Source organism: Bacillus sp. J33, assembly GCF_000518885.1.
Classification (GTDB): Bacteria; Bacillota; Bacilli; order Bacillales; family Cytobacillaceae; genus Cytobacillus.
Window position 1 is genome coordinate 1 of record NZ_JAEL01000116.1, and the last position, 16,120, is coordinate 16,120.

Consider the following 16,120-nt stretch of genomic DNA (forward strand, 5'->3'; position numbering starts at 1 on the left):
CGATGAACTGGGTTATATCCCTTTACATAAACAAGGTGGAGAGCTATTATTCCAGGTCATTTCAATGTGTTATGAGGCCAAAAGCATCATCATTACGACCAACCTGCAGTTCGGTCAATGGAACCATGTTTTTGGTGATCCAATCTTGACAGAGGCAGTCATTGATCGGCTGATCCACCACTCTCACCTGGTGGTATTCAATGGAGACAGTCATCGCTATAAAGAGTCATTATTACAAAACTAGCAATAATGTTGGCAAGTGGTTACATTTTAAACTGCCGTTTCATGCATTTTTTGCTTGCCAAATACAGTGAATTTTTCATAAAATTTTTGAAATGCAAAATTAATATTGGCATTTGCAAAGATTAATAAGAAAAACTGAAAGGGACTCACCTTTAATTTAAAGAAGTTTAGCCTTTTAAATAAACTAATAATAGGATAGGCATAAATGAAATCTGCAATAATGTTAAATAATGAGTAACGAAAGAATTTTCCTTTTGATAAATGAAAAATCCATAGATTTGAGAAAAAATAAGGTCCAAGGACTAATGAAAGTGCGGTGCTTGTCATTTCTTTTTGCGCATTCTTAACTGTCCACATTTTATGAGTGGTAAAATAAAGGATTTCGGCTAGCAGGGTAGTTGAAGAAAATAAAGTAACAGGCAGATATTTTACCAGGGATTTTTTTGGGATGAAAAACGCTGAAAGTACTGAGACTAATATTAAGCTGACTCGAATAATTACTTGTAACATTTTATCAATCCTTCGGAGTTTTTTATAGTTTGTTTAAAGATACTTCACCTTATGCAAAGAAGGTTACTATGACTTTAATCCGCCTAAATTCTCTGTTTAAAGGTGGAAAAAATACAGGTGCCGATAGATTTTTTATGAAGCTAAACGGACATTAGATTCAAAAACGAAAATGGTGAAGGGACATTCCTTCACCTTTTATATATACAAATAAAAAAATTAAACTTATGGAGAAATGAATCATTCCTTCACGCGGACAGCTAATTACCCCGTGCAGAAATCAACGGGCAAATTTTTAAGTAAAAACAACAATTTATGAGAAAATAGCCTAAAAAACATTGGAATCCCCAATGTTTTTTGTTATTTTAATGCTGTTTTTCCAAGGCTAACTTTAATCCAAATCCGATTAAAACAAGACCTGTTGTTTTATCCATGATCCTTTGTACGTTTGCAGACATAAGCCATGAACGTAAATAGTTAATGAAAAATACATAAATAAAAAACCATGAGATGGATAGCAGTGTATAAATCACTCCCATGAATATAAGCTGCCCCGTTGCATTTTCACCTGTTTTAATAAATTGTGGTAAAAAGGTTAAAAAGAATATTGCAACCTTTGGGTTGAGTACATTCGACAAGAGACCTTGTTTAAAAGCGGACTTCTTTATCCCAGTATTCGTATGATTTTCATCACCAGTAGTTTTCTTTTTCCTTGAGATAAAAGAAGATAATCCGAGGTATATTAAATAGATTGCACCTGCATATTTAACGATTTCAAAAGCAACAGCAGACTGCATCAAAATAGCTGAAAGCCCAAAAGCAGCAGCAAATGTATGCACCAAAGAGCCAGTTGTAATACCAAGAGCCATTTTATATCCATCTTTTCTTCCGTCTGAAATCGTCCTCTTTGTAATAAGGGCCGTGTCGATGCCTGGACTCATTACAACAAATAATGAAAGAACCAAAAATGTCAAGAAATCATTCATTTTCTCCACTCCTTACTGACTTAAGAGATGCAGTATGATAAAATCATATTTAACAAATATTAAATATAGTTTAACATAAATTCATTTGAATGGTTATTCATATTTAATAAAATTAAATAATTTTTAATATTGTCTTTAAGGAGAATGATGATGGAAAATATAGACATTGGCAAAAAAGTTGAAAAATACAGAAAAGAAAAGGGCTGGAGCAGTAGAGAATTAGCGAAAATAGCTGAAATAACACCTTCAATGTTAAGTCAAATTGAACGGGGTCTGGCAAACCCTTCCATTCAGACACTAAAGGTTCTAGCTAAAGCCCTTGATGTTCCTACCTTTAGTTTTTTACTTGAAGAAACAAATACTGAAGATTTAGTTGTTAGGTCAAATGAACGCAAAAAAATGGTTGTTGAAAACCTATCGTATGAGTTGTTATCGCCTGATTTTACAGGGACACTTGCATCAGCTATTATGAATGTTCCTCCGAATTCATCCTCGTCCGAGAAACTTTTGGAACATAAAGGAGAAGAAGTTGCTTTTGTTTTAGAGGGGAAAATTAAGGTGTATTTAGATAATGAAGAATACATATTAGAAACTGGCGACAGTGTCAAAATACCAGCATATATGAAGCACAAATGGGTAAATAATTTTAATAAAAATGCTGTCATACTATTTTCTGTAACTCCGCCAGCTTTTTAAGTTTCTTTTTGAACGCGTGCTGGAGCTGCAGACCAGGCTGTCGTTGAGGCAGCTTTTTTAATTGTAGTAGGCAAGTTGAATAAGATTATTAAATCTGTATTCGTATTTGGAAAATTGTGTTAAATTATTCATAGAGGGGAGAGGATAGGGTGACATCGGAAAAATTAAAGAATTTTGCTATAATTAACGTCTTGCTAATATTGTCTGGAGTTATAATGCTTTTTTTTAGTGTTAGGTTTGGGACTTGGCTTGCAGATTCATGGTTATCTAGCCGGGGCGGGGCAGATACAGGTTATTACCACATTATTGTTAAAGGGTATATTAACAGCTTCTTGGCAGCCGGAGGTATTATATTGGGATTTGGTCTCGTCTTCTTTACTCTCGCTTATTATAAACTATTGAATTTTAAGGATTAATATTTATCCGCTTTGCTGCCAGTTGAGGCGGCATTTTTGTTTTTAAAGGCTTTTTTCGTAAAGTTTGTTGCTTTACAATGGCAAACTAAGTTTAACCAATTGAGTTGATTGTAGCGGGGGCGCTTGATCCTCGAAAATGCTACCGCATTTCCTTCGTGCGGTACCTAGGTCAGGGAAGCTTATTCAATGTCCTGCGGGAGAAGAGGGAAGTGGGAGACCCCACAGGCGAAGCCGAGGAGGCTCTCATTCCTCCCCGCGAAAAGCAAGTGACCGCAGTGGAAATTAACGGTCAAAATTTATAAGTGAAAAACAACAATTTATGAGAAAAGAGCCTTTTTAAAACATACGGCGGTGATGTTAAAAAAAACAATAACACTTTGAACCTGTATGAAAGAATGTTTAAGAGCACAAAGGAAATCGTCCTAAAAGGGGTAAAAGACTAATTTTTTTATAGTTTTTTGCCTTTTTTGTTTTTTTCTAAACGTTTTAATCATTCCCTCTATTAGAAAGTTGCGTAGGATATCTTGTACAAAAATTTTAAGAGAGGAATGAATGTTCATGTTAGGTTTTTCAGTGATTCAGCTGGTTCGGCGAAATGGGCATAAACTTGATAAAAACATTCGGCAAGAATTACTGCAAATCTATTCACCTTTTCGCAACATTCCGTGCTTTTTGCACCGCCCCATAGAATACGTAAGTAAGAAGAGAAAGAAGTTGCCATTAGTTATTGAGTTTGAGGCTGATTGTTTTGAAGAGGGCATTAATGATGTTAGAAATACAAATTCCGGCAAACTGAATCAGTATCCTTCCATTTCCTGCTGCTCTACCAAATTATCTATCGAAAAAATAGAACACTTACTCGATAATTGCAGTCACATCAAGAAAATCTATTATGATCGAAAAGTGACAGCCCTGCTTGATACCGCCACACCATCCATTCGCTCCGACCAATTACAGCAAACCGGCTTAACAGGAAAAGATGTAACGATAGCAGTAATTGATACAGGCATCCACCCACACGAAGATTTACAAGGACGAATCATAGGATTTAAAGATTTTATTAATAATCGAACGGCTCCATATGATGATAATGGCCATGGTACACACTGTGCAGGAGATGCAGCAGGAAACGGGACATTATCCGGCGGAAAATATAAAGGACCTGCACCTGAGGCGAATTTAGTCGGAGTAAAGGTTCTTGATAAAATGGGATCTGGCTCACTTTCTACTGTTATTTCTGGGGTGGATTGGTGTATCCAAAATCAAGCACAACTGAATATCGATATTCTTTCATTATCGCTTGGCAGTGATGCACAGCAGTCCGCTGAAGATGATCCTGTCGTAAGGGCTGTAGAAAAGGCATGGGATAATGGAATGGTTGTGTGTGTAGCTGCCGGAAACTCTGGTCCTCAGCCATCCACGATTGCAAGCCCTGGGATTAGCCCAAAAGCGATTACGGTAGGTGCTGCTGACGATCGCAATACAGTTGACCGTTCTGATGATATAGTCGCAGACTTTTCCAGCCGTGGTCCAACCATTGATGGTCTAATGAAACCCGATCTCGTCACACCTGGGGTGAATATTATTTCTTTACGTGCACCGAGATCATTCCTAGATAAAACTAATTCATCTGCACGTGTCGATTCAAATTATATCTCCTTATCAGGAACCTCAATGGCTACCCCAATCTGTGCTGGCGTAGTCGCACAAATGCTGCAAAGAAATCCAAATCAATCTCCCGACAATATCAAACTCCAGCTAATTAACGCATGTGAAGATATGGGACAAGACCCAAATATCCAAGGGAATGGATATTTAAACGCTGCAAAATTATTGGAGATGCAGGTAAACCAGCATTAGTGTTTGTTGGGCAAACAGCGAAATATGTCCAATACAAGATGTATACTTCCCTTGATAAAAAAACTAGCTGCATCCAAAGGATGTGGCTAGTTATTTACATATAGAAAAAAGTTTATTTATATATGTAGGAGTCCCTTAGCGGCTGCTTTTCTTTGTAGCTTTTTCTCCTGTTAGCCATCCATGAAGCTTTTACGTATGTAAGAAAAGATTATCTTTATACACGGTCAGGTTATACGTCAGATCTATTAATTATGGACAAGTTTGGCCAGAGCCTATTCTTGGAGGGAGAAAATAAGCTTGGCGTGATTCTTCAATGAAAATAATCAGTGAGCAAACATAAAAAATGGTTTAGGCATTCTTTCATTAGGGTAAGTACTGGATAAGGAGGTGAGATTTTGTTTGCTTTAGGTGAAATTGTGACATATCACGGGAAAAAGTATGAGATTATACATATTTATGATAGCGGGTATATAGAAATTAAGAAAAACAAATTAAACATTAAATTAGTGCACAGCTCAGAAATAGAAAAGAGAGCAGAAAAGGTACATACAAAAATAATGAATCAAAAATAGCATATTTGTTACTTTATTACATAATTTCCAAGTTTACTATTTTTAGTCATCGTATAAACAGAAGTCAGGTTAGCCTTGTGGCTAACCATTTTTTTGTATAGGGATTAATTGTTTTTATATGAGAAATTGCATATGGCTTAACTTAGAACTTTCGGATTCTATAAAAGGTACACTGCATCTTGTTCAAAAAAAATAAATGGCTGTTTTATCGCGGTTACATTAAGCCATACGAATTTACCTCATGGTATTAGAAACTCTTTTAATCAAAACGTATTTTTTCATCCCTAATTCAATCCTTTTACCAATAACATAAAAAAGAAAGAGGGATATAATGGAACTTAATGGATTTATCATAGATTTATCGGGGTGTTATATCGTACTTCCGAATGGATTATGCGTTTGGTGTATTTAAACTTGTTATGGATTGCCTTTAGTCTTTTAGGTATCGTCCTATTCGGATTCTTCCCGGCAACAGCCGCTATGTTTTCGGTGGTGCGGAAATGGATAATGGGGGAAACAGACGTCAGGGTATTCAAGGAATTTTGGCAAACGTATCGTAAAGAGTTTTGGAAGGCAAATCGGTTATGATTCTTTCTAATTTTTGGGTGGTACATTTTATATTTTGATTTAGTATTATTTCCTTCCGGCGATCAACTAATCTATCAGATATTAAGTGTGGGTTTATTCGGCACCATGCTGTACTTTTTGATTTTCTGTATGTGCATTTTTCCAGTAAATGCCCATTTTGATTTAAAATTTTTGCAACTTATAAAAAGGACTTTCTTGCTAAGTTTGGTTTCACCATTAAACACTTTAGTAATGCTTGCTGCTACAGTGTGTCTTTATTTTTTCATGATTAAAGCACCAGATTAATTCCTTTTTTTAGCGGCAGTACTGTAAGTTATATCTGGATGCGGACATCTTACCAAGTTTTTATGAAACTTGAGCAGAGGGAAATAAACCAGCTGCAGAAGAAACAAGCATCATAAAATGTTTATAACTGTTATCAGTATGAAATTTTGAAAGTTTTAAAAAATAATTGATTAATTTTCTAAATCATACATAAATATAGTTAGGTTAAGTGGGGTGGGTTACTCAACCATTAAAGAGGAGGGGAAAGAATTGAATTTAATGCAAGTGTTTCTGCCAAGGTTAATCTCAAACCGGAAAGAAAAATCCCGCAGCATAAGTTTTTAATTCACAACAAAGGTGACCACGCCAGGTGGGGGAGGAGCAAGCCACTTTCTACAAGATCAAAACGAGCATAGATATTCATCAGGTTATGATTAGCAGATGCATAGGCATTTAAATGCTGCAATTGGGCAAGCATACCTTGACTTGGTGTTTCAAAGTTTGTGCCCGGGTTATCCGGATCTGTTGCGCCCAATCCACAAAAGCTGTTCTGCTCAGGCTGCACAACCCCATTGAATCGGAGATAGTCTGTTTCATGCATGGCTTCTGCAAAGGCAATGTCACCACTGATTCCAAAAATATTCTCCGAACGTTAAATAATAAATCCCCAACACTACCGCATCTGGGTTGACATTTTTAACAAATAGATTTATATGTTCCGGAGTGGAAAAGTTTGGCCAAATATGGAATATCAGGATGGACTTTCTGCATCTGGGGCTGCTTGACTCAGCAATATTAAATGCATTACGAATCCCTGTCTTGAATTCTTCCAAACGTTTTTCTGCATTATCCCGGTTTGAAAAACTTTTACCTGAACTCTTTCCCAGGTGGAACCTGAGATGGATACGGCATCTACAAACGATTCAATCCTTTTAGAATAAAGAAATGTGACACCTTGTTTCGCATTATCTCTTGATTTGAATGACCCGGTAATGACTTTATATACCCTACCTGTATGGGAATCATCCTGTTGTTGTTTTCGTTATAGATTAAATGCTTTTGCTATTCCATTTGCATGACCTTGTGCCACTTTTTGGCGCCATGATGACTGTTTCATCAGTTCAGCATCTTGTGCATTATCGATAAAGCCATTTTCTGATAAAAGCGCAGGCATCGCGGATTCACGCAGAACATGGTAATTCGCCTTTTTTTTGCCGCGGTCCTGCAGTTGATTAAATTTTATTACCTCTTCATGGAGGATATCTTGATATTTTGCGGTCACAGAATTGTCGGATAGGCTCGAATGGATATAATCTTCGTATCCTCTCGCGGATCCATTGAAAGAATTGCAGTGAATCGACAAATAAAAATCGGCTCCCCAAGCGTTCGCCTCATTTGTCCGATCACTTAAGCTCTTTGTCGTATCGTCTGTACGGCTCATCTTCACTTCAATATTTTTATATTTAGAAGTTAAGATTGAACGTATTTTAAGTGCAATATCTAAAGCAATCCCTTTTTCACTCAGTCCATTTCCCTCAGCACCAGGATCCGATCCGCCATGGCCTGGATCTAAATAAAGCTTCATTCAATACCTTCCTTTCTTCTATTAAATTTTTCTCTCCTTACATATATATGGAGAAAATTCAAATTTGTATGGGACGAGTTCATTATTTCTATAGATTTTAGGCTTTCTCTCTTATAAGCGTTTATCTTTGAAACTCTTACATTAAGGATATTTTTTGACAAATTCACCAATATATTTACAAAATTTTCACATTAGTGTTACAGCGCCTAAATAGTTAGTGTTTAATATGGTATTGACTGTTGAGGAGGGATAAAAATGAAAGAAAAAGAGACAACCCATGTTAATCGCCGAAATTTTTTAAAGAGAACTGGAAAAGGAGTGGGAATTGCACTAGGTGCTTCAATTATCAATACTTTACCATTGAACTTTGCATCAGCTGAGTCATCTGATTTACATAGTTCATCTGAGTCCAGCAACCTGGCTTATCCTTTTACACTAGGTATTGCTTCAGGTGATCCATTGCCAGATGGTGTGGTTTTGTGGACAAGACTTGCTCCAGACCCACTGCATGGAGGAGGTATGCCAAACCATCCATTCCCTGTACAATGGGAGGTTTCTCTTGATTCTAGTTTTAAAAATGTTGTTAAAAGAGGAACAGAACTTTCAAAACCTCAATTAGGCCATTCTGTCCATGTAGAAGTTGATGGATTAGAACCTTCTGTATGGTACTATTACCGTTTTAAATGCCAATCAGATTTCAGTCCAATAGGAAGAACGAAGACGGCTCCAGCGTATGGCAGTAAAGTAGAACAGCTAAGTTTTGCATTTGCTTCATGTCAAAACTGGAAAGCAGGCTACTATACAGCATACCAGCATATGGCAAATGATGATCTGGATTTGGTGGTTCATTTAGGGGATTATATTTATGAAAGTGCTCATAACTCAAACGGCAGTGTCCGTCCTATAGATATGGAATTCCCTGAAATCTACACGATTGAAGATTATCGAAACCGTTATGCTTTATATAAGTTAGACAGTGATCTGCAATCGGCACACGCTAATTTCCCATGGATTGTTTCGCTTGATGACCATGAAGTTGATAACAATTGGGCAGCAGATGTTCCGCAAGATCCGCAAAAACAGTCTAGAGAGGATTTCTTAAAACGCAGAGCCATTGCTTTTCAAGCCTATTATGAACATATGCCGCTTCGCCGCACGTCCTTCCCGAATGGGAGCAGTATGCAACTATATAGACAATTAACCTTTGGAACCTTAGTTGATTTTAATGTACTTGACACACGTCAGTATAGGGATGACCAAGCTGATGGAGACGGTTGGGGCCCTCCAACTCCTGAGTCCATGGATCCTTCTCTTACCATGATTGGCGAAAAACAGGAGAATTGGTTATTAGATAGTCTTGCTGCATCCAATTCACAATGGAAAGTTCTTGCACAACAAGTCTTTTTCGCTCGGCGAGATTATGGATTTGGTCCAGATGCTGAACGATATGGAATGGATTCCTGGGATGGATACCCTGCTTCACGCCAACGAATTCTCGATCATATTAACGAGAGAAATATAATAAATACTGTTGTACTAACTGGTGATGTTCATTCAAGCTGGGCAAATGAGGTAAAAGCCAACTTTGATGAAAAAAACTCAAAAAATGTTGCGGTCGAGTTTGTCGGAACGTCAATTACTTCTGGTGGTGATGGATCAGATTTACGAGAGGATACAGAAGAAATCCTGCAAGAAAATCCACATATTAAATTCTTTAATAATCAACGAGGTTACGTACGTTGTACAGTAACTCCTGAAAATTGGAAAACGGATTATCTGGTTGTTCCATATGTCTCCAGACCGGGAGCTCCAATAGAAACGCGCGCTTCTTTCATTGTAGAGAATGGAAAATCAATCTTGCAGCAAGTAGGTAAAGAGGCTCTTCCAGTTTAAAATTTGATCAGTCTATTTAAAAAAGGTTTCTTGTTATTTATCGTAAAAAATGGGGTTGTAAAGTATTTTTTGATCAAATTTTATAATAATGCTGAAGCAATGGAGTTCAAAAAGCCTGATTTTGCAAGGTTATTTAATCAATGGTACAGAGACCATTAATTAAAAGAACAGGGAAATATAAAGGCGATTATACATAAAATTGAATTTCACTTGTTGTAATTCGTAATTTCTTGACATTGCCCCTAAACAAAAAAACTGCAGGAGGAAGAGGAATGTGCTCTTTCACCTGCAGTTTTTTGTATTCGGTTTCTTGCTTATGAAATTGCAAATTTCCACAATAGTTCATATAGCAATTACAGATAAAAGGAGGAAACCATCTAATCATTAACAGAAAATGTGGTAACCACTAATGAATGATCATTGTCTCGAACAGACGCGTAAAATATATCTTTGATTTGGTGATATCCTTTTGCACTTAATTCTTCCTTTATCCACTCTTCATTCTTGTCGATTAATTTGAGATTATACTTTTGTACTTTCCCTTCAATTATAATGGCAAGGGGTAACCCTATATTTGAAACGTTCATATGTAAATCTTTTGGGGTAACAGCAACTACCTCTTTTTTAGGTAAAATACTTATTTCACCGGTCGCTTCCAAAATTGCATATTCTATATCCTGAATATCTGGATATCCTGATGTTCTTAAATTTGATAATAATTCAGCCAAAGGGTATCTGTTTTTTCTTAAATTTTCATTGATGATTTTACCATGTTTAATTAAAATCGTTGGTTTCCCAATAATAAAAGGATTTAACCAATTTAATAAACTTAATTTTGAAATAATAAGATGAATGCATGTTAAAACAAGGATACCAATAATCCCCTGAATGGTTTCTTCAACTTTTATAGAACCGAATGCTAAATAAGCTAAAAAAAGAATCGCACCAAAATCATGAGGAGTAAGTTGTGCTAGTGCTGCTTTCCCTAAAAACCTTATAGCCAAAATAAACAAGATGTAGATTAAAATGGATTTTGCTAAAAAGACGAACATGTAAAACACCTCAAAAAAAGATCACCTTTATTGAAAACATAATAAGGCTTTAACTCGAATTTCCAAAAAGGCAGAACGTATTTCTTTTATTTAACAACAATCCTTATTGTTTTAAAAATGGGCTTATTTTATCAATCGCTTTTTGTAATTTTTCACTATTTTTTCTATACACATGCTTCGCTTCGTTTGATTCAGTTCTCAGAGCAGACAATTCTAAATCCATCTGACATTTTTTTAAGGTAGAAAGGATTAAATGCCCCGCCTGAGGGGATGGGACTTGTAATTTATCATCATAAAGATCAACTGTTAGCTCTCCAGAAGAATTAACCTGCCCAAGGAATACATCTTCAATCGCAACTTCTAACTTTTCTAATTCAGTATGTAACCAAGCAAGGCTTTTCCCGCTTGTGGATAATGGTTCATCCATTACTTCACCATCCATAATAACCGTTTGAGGCTCTTTGATTGAAGTAACTTTTAAATTTACATCTTTTGCTGATAAAGGTTGATTTTCTTTTTTTAACAATACCGATAAATCCCCAGTAGGTTCTAATACAGCAAATTCGACATCAGCTACTTGAAAAACATCTTTTTTTCGAAGCAGTTCCAATAACTCATCCGTTGTGTATCTTTCTTTTTTTAAATTATCTTCCATGATATTCCCATCTTTAATGAATACAGTTCCTTTGCCTTCTACAAAATCACGGAACTTTGTACTTTTTAAAGCAATAAGACCAACTATATAGGGTATAGCAGCCATGACTAGAATGGCTAATCCGCCTATGATGATACTATGTTTTACTTCAATAATAACGATTGCTGTTATCCCTCCTATTGTAATACCTGTTATATATTCAAAGAAGGAAAGTTGATATAGCTGCTTTTTGCCTAATAATTTTGTGATAAAAAACAGAAGAATCATAAATAAAATTACTCGAGAAATAACGTTCAGCCAAATAGGCATTAAATAGACCCTCCAATCTTAATTTACTTTAAATTGGAATTCTTCCAATTCGTTTTTTTAAATCGGTTACTTTTGAGGCAAAGTCCTTAGTGCGTAATGCTAACTAGTTTAACCAGAAACGGAACAAAAATATATTGCGTCCGCTTTAAACTTTAATGAACAATTCCTGTACAGGAACTGTTCAGCGTCAGAATATGGCGGAATTAACGGAATTTGCGAAAGAATATTGGTTCCTAATAAAAAATCACCTAAACAATAAATAATCTAAAGAGGGTGGCCCTAAAAGTTTATTTTGAACATCCTCATTTTGTGTAGGTTTTTATCCTAGCGGCCTAAATAAAGGTACCATTATCGGGTTTATATGTGTTGCCCGCAAATTGAAAAAGGGGGAAGAACATAAACGAAGTAAAGTGAAAAAGAGGAGTTTATTTTCTTTTAAAAATATGAATAGTTAAAAAATAAATGAAGAAAATTATGTTTAGTGTCCTCATCACCCATGTGGGAAATTTGAAGAGAAAGGAGGTATTCTCCAAGTAATGGTTGAACTGATTAAGGGCTTTATTGAAAACATAAAGCAGATGATAGTAGCGTTAGTGGAATTCGATTATGATAAGGCATTAGAAGATATGAATAAGAAATGAGCAATTAGCCTTTTAGAATGAAAACCCTTATTTCGGAAGAAGCCATGAAATAAGGGTTTTTGTTTTATTTATGGTCAATAATTGACCAGTATGCAGGTTTTACGTTGTTATTCCTGTGTTTACTCCCTTTTCCCAAATGTATGCACGGTCGTCTGTACCTGGCAGTTGCATTCTTTTATGAATCTACCGAGTGCGAAAGGCAGGGCTGTCATTCCGGCAGTTTTTTCTGGAATCTGCTTATTCGGAACTTTTGCTATCTTTAAATCGTAGGAAAGGGAAGAGGTTTTTTTCAGTAAAGTTCAGTAATTTATCACTCTATTTTGGGATTGAAAGAAGAAGTAAAACCGGAAAGCGCCCATATTAGAATTGTAAGAGACTACATGCTATCTTTGGTCAAATTTTTAGAATGCCAGTCGTCAAACGAAGTTTAAAAATTAACCTTTAGCATCAAACAAATGCAGCAGGGGGAGGATAGAATAGGTGACATTTGTGATTATTCAATTAATCTTCATTCAATTGATTTTACCTGCAGTATTCATTTATTCATTATGGAGAGGGGTATTCCAAAGTAGGCTCGAATGGATGATTCAGTCACTGTTTACTATTGTTTACACAACCTGGTTATTTTTTTCAGCACAATGGGATTGGTTCAGTTAGGTACGTATGGCTGATTTTCCTATTTCTGGCGCTGTATAAAATATGGAAAAGAATAAGGCCTTTGCCGAATCGCAGCAAATTGAATCGTAAACAGAAATGGTCGCTCGGCATCAATGCCTTCCTTTTGATTATTTTCGGAGCCTATAATGTTTTGATGTTTAGTGGTTATTCAACCAAAGATCAAGCGATTGAACTGGAGTTTCCATTGAAAAACGGAATGTATTATATCCATCATGGCGGAAATCATGTGCTAATTAATTACCATAATGCCTATCCCGCACAAGGTTATGCCCTAGACATTGTTAAACTGAATAAATTTGGCCAGCGGGCTGCCGGTATATATCCGCAGCAGCTTGATAAATACGTTATTTATGGAGATAAATTGTATAGCCCCTGTAATGGAGAAGTGGTTGAGGCTCGTGATCATTTAGCTGATTTAACACCGCCAGATGCAAACCCGGATAGACCGAAAGGGAATTTTGTCAACATAAAATGCGAAGGTGAGGAAGCAAATATCTATATTGCACATATTCAAGAAGGAAGTGTGGATGTCGAAGCAGGTGATCTTGTACAAAAAGGCGAGCAAATTGGTCTTGTTGGCAATTCAGGAAATACAACCGAACCTCATTTGCACATCCATGCAGAAAAGGAAGGAGAAAGTGTGCCTATACGATTTAATGGGAAATTTCTCAAAAGAAATAACATAGTTTGGTAGAGTACGTTTCGTTTACGGATGTTATACCATTGCGGCAGGTATGTAACGGTGAAAATCTTAGACAACAGGATTCTTTTATTGAGGGGGAAGTTCAAAAAGGATAATACAAAAGAGTAAAAGTACATTCAAATAGGGAATTGTTCATTCATCAGGCTCAAGATTACTCAGGTTTAGAGAATACAGTTAAAGCTCCATCTAATATAATGAAACAATCTAATACAGTTGTTAATCGAGGTGCAAAGAACGTGCATGAGGAATTGCCAATAGGTCGCCTCTACATGTACATGATTAAGAGAATTAGAAGGGAGAGGTCATTAATGGAAAATTATATAGAGAAGATAACGGAAAATGTATATGGGCTTTTGTTCTGGGATGAATCGTGGAAATCGTTCAACAATTGTTATATATTGGTTGATCATAATGAAGCAACTCTCATTGACTCAGGAAAGAAAGAACATTTTAGGTTTCTTGAAACAGCAATAGAAACCATTGAGCTCGGCAAAAACGATATAACTAAATTTGTGGCAACACACGGTCATAGAGACCATATAGGTGGAATACAATTTCTAGGAGAAATTCAAAGCTTTATTCATAATAAAGATTTAGAATTGATTCCAGAAAATCTTAAAAATAAATTTAATATGACTCTCCCAGATAACGGACAAACTGTAAGTGATTTAGAATGTGTTCTCCTTGGACACCATACCAAAGGTTCTGTTTCTTTATATCATCAGGAAAGCAAAGCGTTATTTTGTGGGGACCATATCTGCTTCTTTGCAAAACCTTTGAGTGGCACCAGTATTATAGAAGAAGGCAGATTGGAAAGAGAAGACTTTAAAAAGTTTATATCTGACTGGTCTCAAAACGATGAAATGAGAAAACAGCATAACTTTCGTTTATTTATAGAAGGTTTGAGGGCTATTAATCAATTTGATGCAGAATATTTGTGTACAGGGCATGGTTTAGTCTTAAAAGGAAATATAAATGCATTTATTTCAGATTTACTAGGATTTGAATAGAATTCCCAGTACTTCAAAAGTGTTCAGAATTATCAAGACAGATCACTTGATGAGATATTAACCTTTTTTGCTAAAACTTACACACTGTAATATCTTAAATTAAAACTCGGGGGAACTAAATATGAGTGGAATTGCAAAAACTCCTCAACTGCCGTATTATGCTGTGATATTTACTTCACAGCGAACTGAAGGTAATAGAGGTTATGGGGAAATGGCAGAAAAAATGGTAGAGTTAGCTTCTGAACAGAAGGGTTTTCTAGGCGTAGAAAGTGCTCGTGATAATGATTTGGGAATTACTGTTTCATACTGGGAGTCTTTAGACGCAATAAAGAACTGGAAGGAAAATGCAGCACATAAAGTTGCGCAAGAACGAGGTAAAAAAGAATGGTACAAAAGCTTCGCATTGAGAGTTTGCAAAGTTGAGAGAGATAACTTTTTTGAAATGTAATTCATATATTTATGTTTAAGACAGCTCCTGAACCAGCCGCTTTTGGTTCAACGAATGGGCCGGTTAGTTTATAAAGAAATAATTATACAAATAGCAATGGGAAAAAGGATACTAAAAAATGAAAATGAGAAATTCCCTTGAAGATGAAAAAAGCGTTAGTCCTATATGACTAACGCAACTTACATCAAAAATATTACGTTTCAGAACGAAATGTTTTTCCTAATTCTTTCCCTAAACCAAAATAATGTCTGAAATTATAAATAAGCGGACTCCACTTGGATGGATTTATATAATTTTCATTTTGAACAATATTTTCATCTGCATGGAAGTGTAAAACTTGTGTCTCTACAATAGCAAATTGCGGGTTATATTCTGGTATGCGAATGTCTTTAACAATGGCTTCAATCTGTATAGGGCATTCTTTTATGCGAGTAGGTGATACTGTTTTTGATTTTAACGGGCTTAATTGCGCCGCCTGGTATTTCTCTTTTTTATATGTAAATCCAATCTCTTTTTTATAAGGAGGATTCTCTTTTTTACCCGTAAAAGAAGAGATTTTCTCTACATTTTCCCACAGGTTTGGGCTAGGTAAATTTATTACACACTCCTTATGGTGATTTAGGTTTTCAATTGCCTTTCCACCTAAGCCAATTCCAAGAACGATACAATCCCCCAGAGCCCATGATGATGACATGGGACTAATATTAGTTGAGCCGTCCCGATTTAATGTTCTCAGCTTACTGACTCCTCCTCAATCTCCAAATTGGCTGTCAAGTGATTTCCTTGACAGGTAATTTGGAGATTGAGATACTTTTTAAAGCTGAGAATGAATAAATTTCTCCTTTCATTTTGATATAAAAAGTTAAGCACACGGCACGAAGGCAAAAATCTCAACTGCGGTTAGCACTCTGATATTCGTGGGTTTTCACATTTTATCTTTCCGTATAAAGGAGCTTCCACTAACTTAAAACGTGCGTTAGCCTATTTAGGCATAGCACAAGTACATTTCGTGGT

At 36.0% G+C, this 16,120-nt stretch carries 17 protein-coding genes; 10 read left to right on the forward strand and 7 right to left on the reverse strand.

Going from position 1 to position 16,120, the window contains the following annotated elements; all coding sequences use genetic code 11:
- On the forward strand, positions 1 to 244 hold a 244-nt coding region (locus L634_RS0124815), incomplete at its 5' end, for an ATP-binding protein (protein WP_026584765.1).
- Between the two features lie 26 nt (positions 245 to 270).
- Here the strand turns inward: L634_RS0124815 and L634_RS31700 are convergent.
- Both L634_RS31700 and L634_RS0124830 read right to left on the reverse strand, forming a co-directional pair.
- Entirely contained in the window at positions 271 to 753 is a 483-nt protein-coding gene (locus L634_RS31700; protein WP_051428411.1) for a hypothetical protein, read from the reverse strand.
- 362 nt (positions 754 to 1,115) lie between these two features.
- On the reverse strand, positions 1,116 to 1,736 hold the full coding sequence (locus L634_RS0124830; protein WP_026584766.1) for a LysE family translocator: 621 nt from the start codon (positions 1,734 to 1,736) through the stop codon (positions 1,116 to 1,118).
- 150 nt (positions 1,737 to 1,886) lie between these two features.
- On the opposite strand from L634_RS0124830, the gene L634_RS0124835 reads away from it, so the two are divergent.
- The 5 genes from L634_RS0124835 to L634_RS35010 all read left to right on the forward strand — a co-directional run bounded on the left by L634_RS0124835 (position 1,887) and on the right by L634_RS35010 (position 5,868).
- Positions 1,887 to 2,432, forward strand: coding sequence for a helix-turn-helix domain-containing protein (locus L634_RS0124835; protein ID WP_026584767.1), 546 nt, complete (start codon positions 1,887 to 1,889; stop codon positions 2,430 to 2,432).
- 149 nt (positions 2,433 to 2,581) lie between these two features.
- Entirely contained in the window at positions 2,582 to 2,848 is a 267-nt protein-coding gene (locus L634_RS0124840; protein WP_026584768.1) for a hypothetical protein, read from the forward strand.
- Positions 2,849 to 3,406: 558 nt separating this feature from the next.
- Positions 3,407 to 4,708 carry a S8 family peptidase gene (locus L634_RS0124850; protein ID WP_026584769.1) on the forward strand — a complete coding sequence of 434 codons (1,302 nt, stop codon included), beginning with the start codon at positions 3,407 to 3,409 and terminating at the stop codon, positions 4,706 to 4,708.
- 395 nt (positions 4,709 to 5,103) lie between these two features.
- Positions 5,104 to 5,280, forward strand: coding sequence for a hypothetical protein (locus tag L634_RS33595; RefSeq protein ID WP_157452458.1), 177 nt, complete (start codon positions 5,104 to 5,106; stop codon positions 5,278 to 5,280).
- Between the two features lie 393 nt (positions 5,281 to 5,673).
- Entirely contained in the window at positions 5,674 to 5,868 is a 195-nt protein-coding gene (locus tag L634_RS35010; protein ID WP_084028990.1) for a YesL family protein, read from the forward strand.
- Between the two features lie 610 nt (positions 5,869 to 6,478).
- On the opposite strand, the gene L634_RS32325 is transcribed toward L634_RS35010, so the two are convergent.
- Positions 6,479 to 6,733, reverse strand: a complete 255-nt coding sequence (locus tag L634_RS32325) for a glucosaminidase domain-containing protein (protein WP_026584770.1) — start codon at positions 6,731 to 6,733, stop codon at positions 6,479 to 6,481.
- A 441-nt stretch (positions 6,734 to 7,174) separates the two neighbouring features.
- On the reverse strand, positions 7,175 to 7,717 hold the full coding sequence (locus L634_RS31710) for an N-acetylmuramoyl-L-alanine amidase family protein (protein ID WP_084028994.1): 543 nt from the start codon (positions 7,715 to 7,717) through the stop codon (positions 7,175 to 7,177).
- Positions 7,718 to 7,972: 255 nt separating this feature from the next.
- On the opposite strand from L634_RS31710, the gene L634_RS0124875 reads away from it, so the two are divergent.
- Positions 7,973 to 9,610 (forward strand): alkaline phosphatase D family protein, encoded by a 1,638-nt coding sequence (locus tag L634_RS0124875; RefSeq protein ID WP_034263201.1) that lies wholly within the window; start codon positions 7,973 to 7,975, stop codon positions 9,608 to 9,610.
- A 377-nt stretch (positions 9,611 to 9,987) separates the two neighbouring features.
- On the opposite strand, the gene L634_RS0124890 is transcribed toward L634_RS0124875, so the two are convergent.
- Positions 9,988 to 10,662: a DUF421 domain-containing protein gene (locus L634_RS0124890; RefSeq protein WP_026584772.1), complete on the reverse strand. Its 675-nt coding sequence runs from the start codon at positions 10,660 to 10,662 to the stop codon at positions 9,988 to 9,990.
- 103 nt (positions 10,663 to 10,765) lie between these two features.
- Positions 10,766 to 11,626 (reverse strand): DUF421 domain-containing protein, encoded by an 861-nt coding sequence (locus tag L634_RS0124895; protein ID WP_026584773.1) that lies wholly within the window; start codon positions 11,624 to 11,626, stop codon positions 10,766 to 10,768.
- A gap of 1,359 nt (positions 11,627 to 12,985) precedes the next feature.
- On the opposite strand from L634_RS0124895, the gene L634_RS31715 reads away from it, so the two are divergent.
- The 3 genes from L634_RS31715 (at position 12,986) to L634_RS0124915 (ending at position 15,106) form a co-directional block, all read left to right on the forward strand.
- A complete protein-coding gene (locus L634_RS31715) occupies positions 12,986 to 13,639 on the forward strand; it encodes a M23 family metallopeptidase (RefSeq protein ID WP_232233838.1) in 654 nt (217 codons plus the stop codon).
- 317 nt (positions 13,640 to 13,956) lie between these two features.
- On the forward strand, positions 13,957 to 14,658 hold the full coding sequence (locus L634_RS0124910; RefSeq protein WP_026584774.1) for an MBL fold metallo-hydrolase: 702 nt from the start codon (positions 13,957 to 13,959) through the stop codon (positions 14,656 to 14,658).
- 121 nt (positions 14,659 to 14,779) lie between these two features.
- Positions 14,780 to 15,106 (forward strand): antibiotic biosynthesis monooxygenase family protein, encoded by a 327-nt coding sequence (locus L634_RS0124915; protein ID WP_026584775.1) that lies wholly within the window; start codon positions 14,780 to 14,782, stop codon positions 15,104 to 15,106.
- Positions 15,107 to 15,299: 193 nt separating this feature from the next.
- Here L634_RS0124915 and L634_RS0124920 read toward each other — a convergent pair whose 3' ends face one another.
- Entirely contained in the window at positions 15,300 to 15,842 is a 543-nt protein-coding gene (locus tag L634_RS0124920; RefSeq protein ID WP_026584776.1) for a flavin reductase, read from the reverse strand.
- Positions 15,843 to 16,120 lie beyond the last annotated feature (278 nt).

What these genes read in the sequence shown, in the direction of transcription:
- L634_RS31700 (WP_051428411.1), bottom strand. Translation starts at nt 753, where the DNA reads ATGTTACAAGTAATTATTCGAGTCAGCTTAATATTAGTCTCAGTACTT.
- L634_RS0124830 (WP_026584766.1), bottom strand. Translation starts at nt 1,736, where the DNA reads ATGAATGATTTCTTGACATTTTTGGTTCTTTCATTATTTGTTGTAATG.
- L634_RS0124835 (WP_026584767.1), top strand. Translation starts at nt 1,887, where the DNA reads ATGGAAAATATAGACATTGGCAAAAAAGTTGAAAAATACAGAAAAGAA.
- L634_RS0124850 (WP_026584769.1), top strand. Translation starts at nt 3,407, where the DNA reads ATGTTAGGTTTTTCAGTGATTCAGCTGGTTCGGCGAAATGGGCATAAA.
- L634_RS35010 (WP_084028990.1), top strand. Translation starts at nt 5,674, where the DNA reads ATGCGTTTGGTGTATTTAAACTTGTTATGGATTGCCTTTAGTCTTTTA.
- L634_RS32325 (WP_026584770.1), bottom strand. Translation starts at nt 6,733, where the DNA reads ATGCATGAAACAGACTATCTCCGATTCAATGGGGTTGTGCAGCCTGAG.
- L634_RS31710 (WP_084028994.1), bottom strand. Translation starts at nt 7,717, where the DNA reads ATGAAGCTTTATTTAGATCCAGGCCATGGCGGATCGGATCCTGGTGCT.
- L634_RS0124875 (WP_034263201.1), top strand. Translation starts at nt 7,973, where the DNA reads ATGAAAGAAAAAGAGACAACCCATGTTAATCGCCGAAATTTTTTAAAG.
- L634_RS0124890 (WP_026584772.1), bottom strand. Translation starts at nt 10,662, where the DNA reads ATGTTCGTCTTTTTAGCAAAATCCATTTTAATCTACATCTTGTTTATT.
- L634_RS0124895 (WP_026584773.1), bottom strand. Translation starts at nt 11,626, where the DNA reads ATGCCTATTTGGCTGAACGTTATTTCTCGAGTAATTTTATTTATGATT.
- L634_RS0124910 (WP_026584774.1), top strand. Translation starts at nt 13,957, where the DNA reads ATGGAAAATTATATAGAGAAGATAACGGAAAATGTATATGGGCTTTTG.
- L634_RS0124915 (WP_026584775.1), top strand. Translation starts at nt 14,780, where the DNA reads ATGAGTGGAATTGCAAAAACTCCTCAACTGCCGTATTATGCTGTGATA.